Below are 14102 nucleotides of genomic sequence, written 5' to 3' on the forward strand. Positions count from 1 at the left end.
GTGTGCGTGCGGCGGACGACCCCGGGCCAGAGGACGTCGGCTCAGTCGATCACGGCTGCCGGACGCGGGTCCGGCCGGCGGCGCCACTTCTCCTGGACGAGCACCTCGCTCAGCCGCCAGCCGTCGTACGTGCGCAGCAGCCCGAAGACGTACCGGCCGCCGCACACGAAGTCGGGGGTGGCCGGGCCGCCGTCGGCGTCGGCCAGGCGCATCGGATTGACGTAGTCGGCCTGGACATGGGCCGTGTCACCGGTGTCCTGCTCCAGGAGGTCGAAGCGGACCCGGCGGTTGACGATCAGATGCTGGCGCATCGCGAACAGCCGCATGCTCTCCTCGAGCCAGGCGGCGACCTTTCCGGCGTCCCCCTCGATGCCGCCGGCCGAGCGGTAGTCCGCCCTCCCGTCGGGTGTGAACAGCCCTCGGTACGTCTCCCAGTCGCCGTCGTCCACCGCCGTCGCGTAGTCGGTGATCAGTTCGTCGACGGCCAGTCGGTCCATCACGGTCGCGAGCTCCACACGCTGCGTCATCGGCTCAGTGTTGGGCATGGCGCGGGCGCCGCCAAGGGGGGCACGGTGATATTCGGTTGTGACTTGATCGCCAATAGAGTGACCCCCATGTCTGCCACGTTGAGTTCCCCGAGAGCCCGCGCCGCGCTCCGCACATCGGCTCGTGTCTCCGTCGATCTGCTGCTGGTGCTCGTGATGCTCGCGGTGACCCTCTGGACGTTGGGCCGCATGTGGTCCGTCGTCTGGCCGCTCATAGTCGGCCTGCTCCTCACCACACTGACCTGGCCGTTGGCTCGGTTCCTGCGGCGTCGCGGGTGGCCCGCCGCTTTGGCCGCGGCGGTGGTGACGGTGCTGTTCCTCCTGGTCGCCCTCGGTGTGGTGGCGCTGATCGCGGTACCCGTGGCGTCCCAGTCCGGCGAGCTGACCGACGGCGTGGTCGAAGGTGTCCAGAAGCTGCGCGACTGGGCCGCCGGGCCGCCGTTGAACATCGGTGACGCGCAGGTCACCAAGGCCATCGACACGGCGGTCGCCCGCGCCCAGGACGGCCTCGGCAACATGGTCTCCACGGTCGTCACGGGAGTGAGCACCGTGGTCAACGGCGTGGTCACCGCCGTCCTGGCGCTCTTCCTGATGTTCTTCTTCCTCAAGGACGGACCGCGTTTCCTGCCGTGGCTCGCCCGCCAGCTGCCCGGCCGGCTCGCCACCGACATCCCGACCGTGGCCGCGCGCAGCTGGGACACCCTGGGCGCGTTCGTGCGTTCCCAGGCCGCCGTCGGCCTGCTCGACGCCGTCCTGATCGGCCTCGGCCTGTGGATCGTGGGAGTGCCGCTGGTGCTGCCGCTGGCGGTGCTGACCTTTGTCTCCGCGTTCGTGCCGATCGTGGGCGCCCTGTTCGCCGGTTTCGTCGCGGTCCTCATCGCGCTGGTCTCGAACGGTCTGACGGACGCGCTGATCGTGCTGGCCATCATCGTCGTGGTGCAGCAACTCGAGGGCAACGTGTTCCAGCCGATGATCCAGAGTCGAGGGCTCGGCCTCCACGCCGCGGTGATCCTCTTGGCGGTGACGCTGGGCGGCAGTCTCTCCGGCATCGTGGGCAGCCTGCTCGCCGTACCGGTCGCCGCGCTGATCGCGGTGGTCTGGAACTATGTGCGCGAGCAGCTCAGCGACGCCCCGCCGGAGCCGGGGACAGACGAGTCACCCGCGGGCGACGTCGCCCCCGCGTAGCGCCCGGGCAGGCCGGCCGCGGACGTCGAGTGGCCGGCCCGCCCGACATCGCAGCGGGGCACGGGTGTTCAGGCCGCCTCGACGACGGCGCCGCGGATCGCGGCCGCCCACTCGACCACCAACAGCTCGTACTCCGCGCGCTCCTGGGTCGAGAGGGTGCCGCCCGCGCGCAGCCAGAGTGCGCGGATCTGCTCGTTCACCTCGGCGGCAGAGCGCATGGAGGCAGGAGCCATGGAATCGGGGGACATGCGTACAAGCCTAGGCGCAAGCACTGACAGTGCGCTACCAAACGGCTACGCAACTCCTATGTCATGGGTCACGGGTGACCGGCCGTCAGCCCGCCGACTCCGCCGCGTGCGGGCTGAGCACGCCCATCGTGACCAGGACGACGATCAGGATGCCGAGCGCGATGCGGTAGTACACGAACGGCATGAAGCTCTTGGTGGAGATGAACTTCATGAACCAGGCGATCACGGCGTAGCCGACCGCGAACGCGATCACCGTGGCGAAGATCGTCGGACCCCAGGAGACGTGGTCGTTCTCCATCGCGTCCTTGAGTTCGAACAGGCCGGAGGCGAGCACCGCGGGGATGGCGAGGAGGAAGGAGTAGCGGGCCGCGGCCTCGCGCTGGTAGCCCATGAAGAGGCCGCCGCTGATGGTGGCGCCGGAACGGGAGACGCCCGGAATGAGGGCGCAGGCCTGGCAGAGGCCGTAGATGAGGCCGTCCTTGACGCTCAGGTCCTCCAGTGTCTTGCGCTGCTTGGCCGCGCGGTGCCGGCCGCCGCTCTCGTCGCGAGCCGCCAGCCGGTCGGCGAAGCCGATGATCACGCCGACCACGATCAGCATCGTCGCGGTGATCCGCAGATCACGGAACGGTCCCTCGATCTGGTCCTTGAGCGTCACGCCCAGCACGCCGATCGGGATCGAGCCGACGATGACCAGCCAGCCCATCTGCGCGTCGTGGTCGCCGCGCATCTCCTTGTTCGTGAGCGAACGGGTCCAGGCCGAGATGATCCGTCCGATGTCCTTGCGGAAGTAGATCAGGACAGCGGCCTCGGTGCCGATCTGGGTGATCGCGGTGAAGGCCGCGCCGGGGTCCTCCCAGCCCGAGAAGGCCGCCGTCAGGCGCAGGTGCGCGCTGGAGGAGACGGGAAGGAACTCGGTCAGCCCCTGGACGAGTCCGAGGATGAGGGATTCAAACCAAGACATGAAGTTACGGAGTCCAAGCGCTGATCGTGGTGAGGAGCGACGGGCACACCGAACCGCCGGGTGCGGTGGTCGGAAGTGTCGAGGGGCAGCGTAGCGTCCTGAAGTGACGGCCCTGGCACAGGGGTTTGGTTCCGGCAGCGCGGCCTAGGCCGCCGTGGGCCCGGCCACCGTCCACCCGTCGGTCTGCGGATGGGCCGCCAGGTCCCCGTGGCGGACCGGGTCGCCGCAGGCCCGGCAGGTGACGACCGGGGCGAGTTCGTTGCCGCAGGAGTGCTCGATCACCATCGGGCGGTCGTCGTCCGTGTGCAGATGGCGGTCGCCCCATGCCATCAGGGTCATGAGGACCGGCTCCAGTTCGAGTCCGGCCTGTGTCGGCCGGTACTCGAAGCGCTGTGGCCGCTCGCTGTACGCCTTCTTCGTCAGGATCCCGGCGTCCACGAGCCGGCGCAGCCGGGCGGCGAGGACGTCGCGGGGGGCGCCGATGTTGCGTACCAGCTGGTCGAAGCGGCCGTTGCCGAGGCACACCTCGCGCAGGACCAGCAGGGAGTACTTCTCGCCGACGAGTGCGAGGGTGTCGGCGATGGAGCAGGGGCGCGGGTCCTTGGTGGCGGCCATGGTGGCCAGTCTAGGGGAGGGTTTGAATTTCCAACTCGTAGGACTATGGTGAGTTTGGATTTCCTACTCACCGGTAGTCGCCGGTGGTCCTGGCAGTCATCCTGGAGGCCGCACCATGCGCGACGCAGTGATCGTCGAAGCCGTACGCACTCCCGTGGGCAAGGGCAAGCCGAACGGCGCCCTCGCGCACGTCCACCCCGTCGAACTCCTCGCCCACACCCTGCGCACCCTCGTCCAGCGGTCCGGCGTCGACCCCGCGCTGATCGACGACGTCATCGGCGGCACCGTCGACCAGGTCGGCGAACAGGCCATGAACACCACCCGTTACGCCGTCCTGTCGGCGGGCTTCCCGGAGACCGTCCCCGCGACCACCGTGGACCGTCAGTGCGGCTCCTCCCAGCAGGCCGTGCACTTCGCGGCCCAGGGCGTCATGTCCGGCGCGTACGACCTCGTCGTCGCCTGCGGGGTGGAGTCCATGAGCCGCGTGCCGATGTGGTCGAACGTGCCGGCCGGCAAGGACCCCTTCGGTCCCGGAGTCGCCGAGCGCTACCGGGAGGGCCTCGTCCCGCAGGGCATCAGCGCCGAACTCATCGCCGCCAAGTGGTCCATCACCCGCGACCAGATGGACGCCTTCGCCCTCTCCTCCCACCGCAAGGCCGCCGCGGCCTGGGACGCGGGCCTGTTCGACGCGGAGGTGGCGCCCCTGGAGGGCGTCACACGGGACGAGTGCGTACGCCCGGACACCACGACCGACATCCTGGCCGGCCTGAAGCCCGCGTACCACGACCCGGACTTCGCCGAGCGCTTCCCGCAGATCGAGTGGAACGTCACCGCGGGCAACGCCAGCCCGATCAACGACGGGGCGTCCGCCGTGCTCATCACGTCCGGCGAGACCGCGGCCCGCCTCGGACTGCGCCCCCTGGCCCGGCTGCACAGTTTCGCCGTCACCGGATCCGACCCGGTCCTCATGCTCACCGGCGTCATCCCGGCGACGGAGAAGGTGTTGCGCAGGGCGGGCCTGTCCCTCGGCGACATCGACCTGTTCGAGGTCAACGAGGCCTTCTCCAGCGTGGTCCTGGCCTGGCAGCAGGAGACCGGCGCCGACCTCGCCAAGGTCAACGTGCACGGCGGTGCGATCGCCCTCGGCCACCCGCTCGGCGCGAGCGGCACCCGGCTGACCACCACCCTCGTGCACGCGATGCGGGAGCGCGGCGCCCGCTACGCCCTGCAGACGATGTGCGAGGCGGGCGGGCTGGCCAACGCGATGGTCCTGGAGTCCGTGTAACCGGCTACCGGACTCCGCGCAGTTGGTGGCGCTTGCGCCAGGCCACCACCGCGCCCACCAGCGCCGGCAGGGCGATGCAGGCCATCGCGACCAGGAAGGCCGGCGACGTCGGCGCCGAGGCACGGGCGCCCGCGACGACGTACGCGGCGGTGTTCGGGATGGAACCGAGCGCCGTCGCAACGAGGAAGGGGACGTAGCCCATGCGGGAGACGGCGGCGCAGTAGTTCGCGGCCCAGAACGGCACTCCGGGGAACAGCCGGGCCGCCAGCATCGAACGGAAGCCGTGCCGGCTGAGCTGTCCGTCCGCGGCCTTCAGCCACCGGCCGCGCAGCAGCGGGCGCAGCGCGTCCTGCCCGAGCACCCGGCCGAGACCGAAGGCCAGCCCGGCACCGAGCACCGTGCCCGCGATGGCCGAGCCGACGCCCAGCTGGGAGCCGAACAGCGCGCCGGCCCCGAGGTTCAGCAGCGGGCGGGGCACGAAGGCGACCGTGCACAGGCCGTACGCCGCCGCGAACACCAGCGCCGCCGCGGCTCCGCCGAGCTGCGGCGGCCAACCGTCCGCCAGCAGTCGCTGCGGTTCGAAGAGCAGCACGGCGGCCGCGGCACCCGCGAGCAGGGCGATGAGCAGGGACAGGCGCGACCACGGCGAGAACAGCACTCTCGAGCAGCGCGCGGCGAGGCCCACCGGAGCGGATACGGCGAGCTCCGGAGCGGGGACGGCGACGGCGAACTCCGTGGCGGCGGCCGGGGGAGTGGCCGTGGCGGTGCCCCCAGAGCGGTTGGTGGCATCGAGCATCCGGTGACACTAACCGACATATATGTGTGATCGCCGTATGGATGCCGTCCGTTGTGCGGTCCGGCGCCCCTGAAAACCATTCGACGTGGGACAACGCGTCGGCAATGATCTGCGTCATGTACCGGTTCGCCTTCCACCTCGCAGCATCCGCGGTCGCGGATGCCCCGAAGGCTGCCGCTCTCGTCTTCCTGACCGCCGTCGACGGCGCCCGAAGCTGACCCTCCCCGGATCGTCCGGCGGACCCCGCAGGGGGAGGGTCGGCGAGTTGCCGGGGTCCCCGAATTCCACGAAGAGGCTTCGAGGTATCGCCATGCCCAAGACGGCATACGTGCGCACCAAACCGCATCTGAACATCGGCACGATGGGCCACGTCGACCACGGCAAGACCACCCTGACCGCCGCCATCACCAAGGTGCTGGCCGAGCGCGGCTCCGGCACGTTCGTGCCGTTCGACCGCATTGACCGGGCACCGGAGGAGGCGGCGCGGGGCATCACCATCAACATCGCGCACGTCGAGTACGAGACCGACACCCGGCACTACGCGCACGTGGACATGCCCGGCCACGCCGACTACGTCAAGAACATGGTCACCGGCGCCGCGCAGCTCGACGGGGCGATCCTCGTCGTGTCCGCGCTGGACGGGATCATGCCGCAGACCGCCGAGCACGTGCTGCTCGCCCGGCAGGTGGGCGTGGACCACGTGATCGTGGCGCTGAACAAGGCCGACATGGCCGACGAGGAGCTGGCCGACCTCGTCGAACTGGAGGTCCGCGACCTGCTCACCGCGCACGGCTACGGCGGTGACTCCGTGCCCGTCGTACGCGTCTCCGGGCTCAAGGCCCTCGAAGGGGACCCGCGCTGGACCGCGTCCGTCGAGGCGCTGCTCGACGCGGTGGACACCTACGTACCGATGCCCGAGCGGTACCTGGACGCGCCGTTCCTGATGCCGGTGGAGAACGTGCTCACCATCACCGGCCGGGGCACGGTCGTCACGGGTGCGGTCGAGCGGGGGACGCTCCGGCTGGGAGACCGGGTCGAGGTGTTCGGCGCGGGCGTGGAGAGCGTGGTGACCGGCCTGGAGACGTTCGGCAAGCCCATGGAGGAGGCCCAGGCCGGGGACAACGTCGCGATGCTGTTGCGTGGCGTGCCGCGCGACGCGGTGCGGCGGGGGCATGTGGTGGCCGCGCCCGGGAGCGTGCCGGCCCGGCGGCGGTTCACGGCGCGGGTGTATCTGCTGTCCGGCCGGGACGGCGGGCGTACGACTCCGGTCTCCACCGGATACCGGCCGCAGTTCTACATCCGGACGGCGGACGTGGTCGGGGACGTGGACCTGGGGGAGGTCGCTGTCGCGCGGCCCGGGGAGACGGTGACGATGACCGTCGAACTCGGGCGCGAGGTGCCTCTGGAGCCGGGGCTGGGGTTCGCCATCCGTGAGGGCGGCAGGACCGTCGGGGCGGGGACCGTGACCGCCGTCGCCTGAGGGTGGCAGGTGTACGTGGGGGACTGTGGGGCCGTCGTGGTCGCGCGGTTCCCCACGCCTCTCAGGGGCGCGCTGCGGCACAGGCACAATGTGAAGGTGAACGAGCCCATACCCGTCACCCGCGACGTCGACCACGGGACCGCCAAGCTGATGCCCGACGTCGACCGGGAGCGGGCGTGGCTGCTGACGGTCGACGGGGCGCCGCAGTCGTACGTCGATCTGGACGAGCCGGAGCATCTGGAGTTCGAGTACGCGCGGCGGCTCGGACATGTTCTGGACGTCGTCGCGCAGGCGGGGCGTCCGCTGGACGTGCTGCACCTCGGCGGGGGCGCGCTCACCCTGCCCCGGTACCTGGCGGCGACCCGGCCCGGCTCGCGACAGGACGTCGTGGAGGCGGACCGGGGCCTGTTGGAACTCGTCGGGGAGTATCTGCCGCTGTCCGAGGGCGCGGGAATCGCGCTGCACACTGCCGACGCCCGCGCCTGGCTGGAATCAGCCCCTGCGGAATCCGCCGACGTCCTTGTCGCCGACGTCTTCGGCGGCTCCAGGGTGCCCGCGCACCTGACGTCCGTCACCTACGCCGGCGAGACCGCCCGGGTGCTGCGCGGCGACGGCGTCTACCTGGCCAATCTGGCCGACGCCGCGCCCTTCGACTTCCTCCGCTCCCAACTCGCCACCTTCGCCGCGGTGTTCGAGGAGCTGATGGTGATCGCCGAGCCGGCCGTGCTGCGCGGGCGTCGCTTCGGCAACGCGGTACTCGTCGCCGCCCACCAGCCGCTCGACACGTCCGCCCTGACCCGCCGCACCGCCTCCGACGCCTTCCCGGCCCGCGTCGAACACGGTCCCGCCCTGCGGAAGTTCATCGGCGGCGCCCAACCGGTGCGGGACGAGGACGCCGTGCCGTCACCCGTGCCCCCCGACGGGGCGTTCGGCATCGGCTGACCCGTTGCCCACGGACAGCACGGCAGCCGGCCCCGCTCCGTCGGTCCTGGCCCGGCCGGCCAGGACCGACAGACCGTGATCAGCCCGTCGGATCCCCGTGCACCCGTACCGTGCTGAGGATCTTCATGATGGTCTCCTTGGAGACCTCTTCCTTGACGCCCTTGGCCCCGTAGAAGTTCCACGACACGAAGTCACCGGCGGAGTTCTTGAAGCCGAAGGTGATCGCCTTGCCGTCGGTCACGCACTTGCCCGTCGCGGGTGTGTCCTTCGACGACGCCCAGGCGTAACTTCCCTGGATGCCGGACGTGGTGGTGTAGGGCGTGGCCTTCTTGTCGAGCGTGATGCTCTTCTTGTCGGGCTGCGTGTAGCCGCCGAAGACCCACCAGGCCGGGGTGTTGATCGCGATCTCGTCGGTGTTCTTGGCGCCGTTGGCACCCTTGGTGCCGGTCGCGGCCAGGGACATGGTGTCGGTGCGGCCGTCCTTGTCGTCGTCGGACTCGCACCAGTTGGACTTGAGGATCGCCGGTGCCGACATCGTGATGATCGGCTTGAGGTCGTCCGAGTTCTCCTCCTCGAAGGCGACGGCCGACGTCGGGGACTGCACCTCCCAGTCCGCCGGCACGTCGAAGGCCGTGCCCCACTTGGGGTTGACGACGATCTTCCAGCCCTTGATGGTCGCCTGCTCGGCGTCACCGCCGCGCGGGTCGTCCTCGGAGGGCGACGCGCTCGGCTCGGTGGACGTGCTCGCGGACGGCTTCGCATCCTTGCCGCCGTCCGCCTCGTCGTCCTTGTCGCCGCCCAGGACGAGGAATCCGGTCACACCGGCGGCCACGACCACCGCCAGCGCCGCCACGATCGCGACGACCTTCGTCCGGCCGCCGCCACCGCCCGGCGGTGGCGGCGCGGGCGCGCCCGCCGGCGCCGGAGCACCCCACTGCGGCTGCTGCGCATAGGGGTTGGGCTGCTGGAAGCCGGGCTGCTGATACGGATTCGGCTGCTGGTACCCCGGCTGCTGGTACGGGTTGTTCTGCTGCTGCGGGTTCTGCTCGCCCCCGGGCGGCTGCTGTCCTGGCCACATGGGCAGCCACCCTAGCCCCGCCCGGGACACGTTTTGGTCACCGGTCCTTGTCAGGGACGTAGCAAATCAGCGCTCGTCCCCGGACGTGTAGAGCCGCACGGTCTTCATGATCTTCTCCACCGTGGCGGCCGGCACCTCGTCACCGACGCCCGCGGCACCGACGAACGACCAGGACGCGAAGTCGCCGTCCGCGTCCTTGAAGGCGAAGGTCGTCGCCTTGCCGTCGGTGTCGCACTTGCCCTTCTTGGCGACGCCGGAGGACGTCGACGTGGCGGCAGTGCCGGTGAGGCCGGAGGCGGTGGTGAAGGAGGTGACCGGGCCGGTCGTGACCTTCTTCCGGTCCGGCTGGGTGTAGCCGCCGTAGACCCAGGCCGAGGAGTCGGCGCGGGCCGCCGCCTCGGTGCTCTTCGCCCCGTTGTTGCCCCTGGTGCCGACGCCGGCCAGTGCCGAGTAGTCCGTCTCGCCGTCCTTGTCGTCGTCCGTCCCGCACCACTTCTCCTTGAGGAACGCGGGGGCCTTCATGGCGACGAGGGGCTTTTCCTCCGGGTCGTCGTCCTCCGCGACCCACGAGACCCAACTCGTCGACCGCAGCGCCCAGTCGGGCGGCACGTCGAAGGCGACGCCCAGGTCGGGGTTCACCACGACCTTCCAGCCGGCCACGGTGGGCAGCATGTCGTCGGCGGTGCGGGGGTTCCTGGACGCGGAGGGCGACCCCGAGGCCGGCGAATTCGTCGGACCGGGGCCGGCCTGGTCGTCCGTGCCGCCGCCGAGCAGTACGGCCCCGGTCACGGCGGAGGCCACGACGACGGCCGCCGCCACGGTGATCGCGACCACCTTCGTACGACGCCCGCCGCCCGGCGGCCCGGGAACCGCGACGCCGCCGGGCGCGGTGGGCGCCTCCCACGGGGCCGGCTGTTGCGGGACGTACGGATTCGCCTGCTGGTATCCGGGCTGCTGGTAGGGGTTTCTGTCAGCCGGGGGCTGCTGCGGATTCTGTCCGCCCCCCGGCGGCTGCTCTCCTGGCCACATGGGCCGTAACGATACGGCGATCACTGGGCGGCTCTGGCCCCGCGAGGCTACTCATGGGTAACATGTCGGCATGAACGCAGATCAGATGTCCATCGGCGAGTTGCTCGCCGCCACGGTGCCGATGGTTCGCACGCTGAACCTGGAGTATCTGGAGACCACCCCGGAGAAGGCCGTCCTGGCCCTTCCGGACCAGAGCGAGTACCGCAACCACGTCGGCGGGCCGCACGCCGGAGCGATGTTCACGCTGGGGGAGTCGGCCAGCGGTGCGATCGTCCTGGCCGCCTTCGGGGACCAGCTCTCCCGTGCCGTCCCGCTGCCGGTCACCGCCGAGATCGCGTTCAAGAAGATCGCCCTGGGTCCCGTCACCGCCACCGCGACGCTCGGCCGACCCGCCGCCGACGTCGTCGCCGAACTCGACGAGGGCAAGCGCCCGGAGTTCCCCGTGACCGTCGCCATCCGGCGCGCGGACGGAGCGGTGACCACCGAGATGACGGTGCTCTGGACGCTGCGGCCCAACGGCTGAGCGACGGCTTGCCGGGGGCGCCGGCCGGGGCGGGCGGCTCGACCGGCGTCCGTTCGCGGACGACCCGACCGGCACCCCTTCGTGTACGACCCGACCGGCGCCCTCCCGCCCGTGATCAGGCCGCGAACCGCTCGCGCCCGGTCGCCGCTCCGCTCTCCAGCCCCGCGACGAACTCCTTGAGCCAAGCCGTGAATTCGGGCCCGAGGTCGGGCCGGTCGCAGGCCAGCCGGACCACCGTGCGCAGATAGTCGGCCTTGTCGCCGGTGTCGTAGCGCAGCCCGTCGAAGACGACTCCGTGCACGGTGCCGCCCGCGGCGAGGTCCTGGAGCGCGTCGGTCAGCTGGATCTCGCCGCCGCGGCCGGGCGGCGTGCGTTCCAGGGTGTCGAAGACGGCGGGGTCGAGGACGTAGCGCCCGATGACCGCGTAGGCGCTGGGCGCGTCCTGCGGTGACGGCTTCTCGACCAGGCCGGTGACGCGGACGACGTCTCCCTCGCCGGTCGGCTCCACGGCCGCGCAGCCGTAGAGATGAATCTGTTCGCGCGGGACCTCCATCAGGGCGACCACGCTCCCGGCGTACTGGTCGCGTACGTCGAGCATCCGGCTGAGCAGGGTCTCGCGCGGGTCGATGAGGTCGTCGCCGAGCAGGACGGCGAACGGTTGGTCGCCGACGTGCCGGCGGGCGCAGAGCACCGCGTGGCCGAGGCCGAGAGGTTCGCCCTGGCGGATGTGGTGGATGGCGGCCAGGCGGGCCGGGTCGCGCACGGCGTCCAGCCGCACCGCGTCACCCTTGGCGGCGAGTGTCTGCTCCAGCTCGAAGGCGTTGTCGAAGTGGTCCTCGATGGCCCGTTTGTGCCGGCCGGTGACCATCAGTACGTCGTCGAGACCGGCCGCGGCGGCCTCCTCGACGACGTACTGGATGGCCGGCTTGTCGACGACCGGCAGCATCTCCTTCGGCGTCGCCTTCGTCGCGGGCAGGAACCGTGTACCGAGCCCGGCGGCCGGGACGACCGCCTTGCGGACGGGGCGGGCAGGGGCGGGGGTGGCTGTCGTGTGGGGGGCGATCATGCGGCTCATGCTGGCGTACGGGGATGAGAGCGCGCCGGGAGAAACCTTTCAGCCCGCTGTGGGGACCGGACGGGAACTTGGAGATTTCGTGTGCCAACGGGCCTTCGAGGCACACAACTTGACGGGCCGCCTCCGGTGTTTTTTCGAATACGGGTGCGGGTACCGCCGGTAACTTTTCTGAAGCGGCCGCTTTTTGGACGTGGGTCACTCGCACTTCTTGTTTCCTGTGAGCCCTTTGTGCGAAAGTGAGCGGCCCCTTGGCCAACCGCTCATTACGACCGCCCGTAACGCCCCGTACCTGACGCGGCATAGGTATGCACCAATCAGGCACCTGCTTTCCTACGGACGCGTATTTCGCATGCCGTCCTGCGGCTTGGAAGGAATTGGTCCAGTGCAATCCCCCTACCCCCCACGTCCCCCGTACCCGCCGCGGCCCGGTTCCAGCCCCGGGGAATCCGACCGTGATCTCATGGCCCGGCTCGACACGGCCGGCGCGGACGCCCACGCCGTCGCGCTCCTGATGGCCCGGCACTGGCGGGCGACCTACGACTACGCGGCCATCTGCCTGGTCTCCTCGGCGGGTTCGGCGTCCATGGCGGCGGCCGCCGCCTTCCACCGGGTGCTGGGAGCGGCTGGCGGCGGCGCGGTACGGCCCCGGCTCCTGCGGGCGGTTCGGGAGACCGTCAAGGAGTGGGCCGCGGACGACGGCATTTCCGCCGTACTGCCGGAAATCCGCAAACCGACCGGCGGCCGCGGTCTGCGCGCCGCGAGGTCGGTCACCCCCGAAAGGCGACAGCTCGCCGAGCGCGCATTCCAGGCTCTTCCGGGAGCCTCCCAATGCCTGCTGTGGCACACGGAGGCCGAGGCCGAGCCCATATCCGTACCAGCCGGTCTGCTGGGAGTGGACACGGCCCGGGCGTCGGCCGCCCTGGAGCAGGCACGCGAGCAATTCCGGACGGGCTGTGTTCGGGCCCACCGGGAACTGGCGCCCACCACGGAATGCCGCTTCTACAACCGCCTCCTCGACGTCCCCATTCGCCGGGGCGGAGGCCTGCTGCCCGATGTCCAACAGCACCTGATGGCGTGCCGGTACTGCCGGCACGCGGCCGAGCAGCTCAGCCATTTCGAGGGCGGGCTGGAAGACCTGCTCGCCGAGACGGTCCTCGGCTGGGGCGCCCACCGCTATCTCGACTCGCGGCCCGGCCGGGGGAACGCCCAGGCCGCGTCGGCCGCGGGCCTCGCCCTGCGGCCCAGGTCCGGCGGCCGCCACCGCCCCGATCAGGCCGGCCACCGCCCCGCCGGGGCCGGCCTCCTCACCGCGCCGCGCAGGCACCCGAAGGCCATGCTCGTGGGCGCCGGTCTGACGTCCCTCGCCCTGCTGGTGACCGTGCTGGTCACCAAGGGCTGGTCCGACGAGGGCGGTACCCCGGATCCGCGCGCCACCTGGGGTGCGGCCAGCGGCAACTCCGTCTCCCCGGGTGCCGTCGACGAGACACCGGCCGCCGGATCCCCGTCCGCCGCAACCGTGGGCAACCGCGTCGAGGTCGGACACGGCAGGCTCCGCAACGTCGTCGCCGACCTCTGCCTCGACGTACGCGGGGGCCGGTCCGAGGACGGCGCCGGGACCGTCCTGACAGCGTGCTCGACAGCCGGGTCACAGCAGTGGTCGTACCAGGACGACGGTCTGCTGCGCAGCGCCGTCGCTCCCACGCTCTGCCTGGACGCCGACGCCGACGAGGGCTCGGTCGTCCTGGCCGACTGCGTGGTGCACGCCGGTGAGGTCCGCTACGACCTCACCGTCCGCGGCGAACTCCTGCTGCGCCGGGGCGGAGGCCTGCTCGTCGCGCCCGGAGCCGGGAAGGCGTTGGTCGTCACCGAGCGGGACGGATCGGCGGAGCAGCAGTGGGTCCTGGAATCCGCGAGCGGTGACGCCGCCGGCGCGAACGAGCGGGGCGAGACGCGGGACGGCAGCCCCGGGACACCGGGCTCGCCGCCGGCCGCCGGTCCGTCGCCCGACGCCGATCCGCCGCCCAAGGACACCGAGGCTCCGCAGGGCGACCAGCCGCTCGCGCCGCCGCAGTTCGAGAGGCGGATGGCCCAGGTCGGCACCGACACCTCCGGCGACGACCGCGAACCGCCCGCTCCGGTGGCGGAGGTGGCGAACCTGCCGGGCGCCGCGCTGGACACGGCGGGGTCGGTCGCCGACACCGTGGCCACGACCGTCGACACGGTCCTCGGCTAGGGCCTGTCCAGCGGATCAAGTCGCAGGAAAATCCGCGGCGACTCATCGACGCAGATGAGCGGGGCCTGGCACGCCGCAGATCGGCGTGCCAGGCCCCGCGTCTGCGG

Annotated in this window: 14 protein-coding genes; 6 read left to right on the top strand and 8 right to left on the bottom strand. The window is 71.2% G+C overall.

The genetic code is table 11. The annotated features are described in order from the left end of the window. Nucleotides 1-41: 41 nt before the first annotated feature. Nucleotides 42-527: a nuclear transport factor 2 family protein gene (locus ACFWWR_RS31885; RefSeq protein ID WP_384306840.1), complete on the bottom strand. Its 486-nt coding sequence runs from the start codon at nt 525-527 to the stop codon at nt 42-44. 87 nt (nt 528-614) lie between these two features. Between ACFWWR_RS31885 and ACFWWR_RS31890 the strand changes: the two genes are divergently transcribed. After that, on the top strand, nt 615-1730 hold the full coding sequence (locus tag ACFWWR_RS31890) for an AI-2E family transporter (protein WP_383874231.1): 1116 nt from the start codon (nt 615-617) through the stop codon (nt 1728-1730). A gap of 68 nt (nt 1731-1798) precedes the next feature. Here the strand turns inward: ACFWWR_RS31890 and ACFWWR_RS31895 are convergent, their stop codons facing one another. The 3 genes from ACFWWR_RS31895 to ACFWWR_RS31905 form a co-directional block, all read right to left on the bottom strand. Continuing rightward, the gene (locus ACFWWR_RS31895; RefSeq protein ID WP_383874229.1) at nt 1799-1978 is read right to left on the bottom strand and encodes a hypothetical protein; all 180 of its coding nucleotides are present in this window, start codon (nt 1976-1978) and stop codon (nt 1799-1801) included. Nucleotides 1979-2063: 85 nt separating this feature from the next. Next, nucleotides 2064-2939 (bottom strand): undecaprenyl-diphosphate phosphatase, encoded by an 876-nt coding sequence (locus ACFWWR_RS31900; RefSeq protein WP_383874227.1) that lies wholly within the window; start codon nt 2937-2939, stop codon nt 2064-2066. A gap of 144 nt (nt 2940-3083) precedes the next feature. Continuing rightward, nucleotides 3084-3554 (bottom strand): winged helix-turn-helix transcriptional regulator, encoded by a 471-nt coding sequence (locus ACFWWR_RS31905; RefSeq protein WP_383874225.1) that lies wholly within the window; start codon nt 3552-3554, stop codon nt 3084-3086. Between the two features lie 115 nt (nt 3555-3669). Here ACFWWR_RS31905 and ACFWWR_RS31910 point away from each other — a divergent pair, with 115 nt between their 5' ends. Then, nucleotides 3670-4839 (top strand): thiolase family protein, encoded by a 1170-nt coding sequence (locus ACFWWR_RS31910; RefSeq protein ID WP_384306842.1) that lies wholly within the window; start codon nt 3670-3672, stop codon nt 4837-4839. A gap of 4 nt (nt 4840-4843) precedes the next feature. Here ACFWWR_RS31910 and ACFWWR_RS31915 read toward each other — a convergent pair whose 3' ends face one another. Then, a complete protein-coding gene (locus ACFWWR_RS31915) occupies nt 4844-5635 on the bottom strand; it encodes a TVP38/TMEM64 family protein (RefSeq protein WP_384306845.1) in 792 nt (263 codons plus the stop codon). A 310-nt stretch (nt 5636-5945) separates the two neighbouring features. On the opposite strand from ACFWWR_RS31915, the gene tuf reads away from it, so the two are divergent. Then, nucleotides 5946-7115 carry an elongation factor Tu gene (gene tuf, locus ACFWWR_RS31920; RefSeq protein WP_384306847.1) on the top strand — a complete coding sequence of 390 codons (1170 nt, stop codon included), beginning with the start codon at nt 5946-5948 and terminating at the stop codon, nt 7113-7115. Nucleotides 7116-7211: 96 nt separating this feature from the next. Then, entirely contained in the window at nt 7212-8057 is an 846-nt protein-coding gene (locus tag ACFWWR_RS31925; protein WP_383874217.1) for a spermidine synthase, read from the top strand. Between the two features lie 79 nt (nt 8058-8136). On the opposite strand, the gene ACFWWR_RS31930 is transcribed toward ACFWWR_RS31925, so the two are convergent. Next, nucleotides 8137-9135, bottom strand: coding sequence for a hypothetical protein (locus tag ACFWWR_RS31930; protein ID WP_384306850.1), 999 nt, complete (start codon nt 9133-9135; stop codon nt 8137-8139). 66 nt (nt 9136-9201) lie between these two features. Continuing rightward, nucleotides 9202-10164, bottom strand: coding sequence for a hypothetical protein (locus ACFWWR_RS31935; RefSeq protein ID WP_383874214.1), 963 nt, complete (start codon nt 10162-10164; stop codon nt 9202-9204). Nucleotides 10165-10249: 85 nt separating this feature from the next. Between ACFWWR_RS31935 and ACFWWR_RS31940 the strand changes: the two genes are divergently transcribed. After that, complete coding sequence (locus ACFWWR_RS31940; RefSeq protein WP_383874301.1) at nt 10250-10687, top strand: DUF4442 domain-containing protein; 438 nt, start codon at nt 10250-10252, stop codon at nt 10685-10687. A 115-nt stretch (nt 10688-10802) separates the two neighbouring features. Here ACFWWR_RS31940 and galU read toward each other — a convergent pair whose 3' ends face one another. Continuing rightward, the gene (gene galU, locus ACFWWR_RS31945) at nt 10803-11753 is read right to left on the bottom strand and encodes a UTP--glucose-1-phosphate uridylyltransferase GalU (RefSeq protein WP_383874212.1); all 951 of its coding nucleotides are present in this window, start codon (nt 11751-11753) and stop codon (nt 10803-10805) included. Nucleotides 11754-12222: 469 nt separating this feature from the next. Here galU and ACFWWR_RS31950 point away from each other — a divergent pair, with 469 nt between their 5' ends. Then, nucleotides 12223-13995 (top strand): RICIN domain-containing protein, encoded by a 1773-nt coding sequence (locus tag ACFWWR_RS31950; protein ID WP_384306853.1) that lies wholly within the window; start codon nt 12223-12225, stop codon nt 13993-13995. Nucleotides 13996-14102: the final 107 nt, after the last annotated feature.

The sequence above is a fragment of the Streptomyces sp. NPDC058678 genome (genome assembly GCF_042714835.1).
In the GTDB taxonomy this organism is placed as follows: Bacteria; Actinomycetota; Actinomycetes; order Streptomycetales; family Streptomycetaceae; genus Streptomyces.

What these genes read in the sequence shown, in the direction of transcription:
- ACFWWR_RS31885 (WP_384306840.1), bottom strand. Translation starts at nt 527, where the DNA reads ATGACGCAGCGTGTGGAGCTCGCGACCGTGATGGACCGACTGGCCGTC.
- ACFWWR_RS31890 (WP_383874231.1), top strand. Translation starts at nt 615, where the DNA reads ATGTCTGCCACGTTGAGTTCCCCGAGAGCCCGCGCCGCGCTCCGCACA.
- ACFWWR_RS31895 (WP_383874229.1), bottom strand. Translation starts at nt 1,978, where the DNA reads ATGTCCCCCGATTCCATGGCTCCTGCCTCCATGCGCTCTGCCGCCGAG.
- ACFWWR_RS31900 (WP_383874227.1), bottom strand. Translation starts at nt 2,939, where the DNA reads ATGTCTTGGTTTGAATCCCTCATCCTCGGACTCGTCCAGGGGCTGACC.
- ACFWWR_RS31905 (WP_383874225.1), bottom strand. Translation starts at nt 3,554, where the DNA reads ATGGCCGCCACCAAGGACCCGCGCCCCTGCTCCATCGCCGACACCCTC.
- ACFWWR_RS31910 (WP_384306842.1), top strand. Translation starts at nt 3,670, where the DNA reads ATGCGCGACGCAGTGATCGTCGAAGCCGTACGCACTCCCGTGGGCAAG.
- ACFWWR_RS31915 (WP_384306845.1), bottom strand. Translation starts at nt 5,635, where the DNA reads ATGCTCGATGCCACCAACCGCTCTGGGGGCACCGCCACGGCCACTCCC.
- tuf (WP_384306847.1), top strand. Translation starts at nt 5,946, where the DNA reads ATGCCCAAGACGGCATACGTGCGCACCAAACCGCATCTGAACATCGGC.
- ACFWWR_RS31930 (WP_384306850.1), bottom strand. Translation starts at nt 9,135, where the DNA reads ATGTGGCCAGGACAGCAGCCGCCCGGGGGCGAGCAGAACCCGCAGCAG.
- ACFWWR_RS31935 (WP_383874214.1), bottom strand. Translation starts at nt 10,164, where the DNA reads ATGTGGCCAGGAGAGCAGCCGCCGGGGGGCGGACAGAATCCGCAGCAG.
- ACFWWR_RS31940 (WP_383874301.1), top strand. Translation starts at nt 10,250, where the DNA reads ATGTCCATCGGCGAGTTGCTCGCCGCCACGGTGCCGATGGTTCGCACG.
- galU (WP_383874212.1), bottom strand. Translation starts at nt 11,753, where the DNA reads ATGATCGCCCCCCACACGACAGCCACCCCCGCCCCTGCCCGCCCCGTC.
- ACFWWR_RS31950 (WP_384306853.1), top strand. Translation starts at nt 12,223, where the DNA reads ATGGCCCGGCTCGACACGGCCGGCGCGGACGCCCACGCCGTCGCGCTC.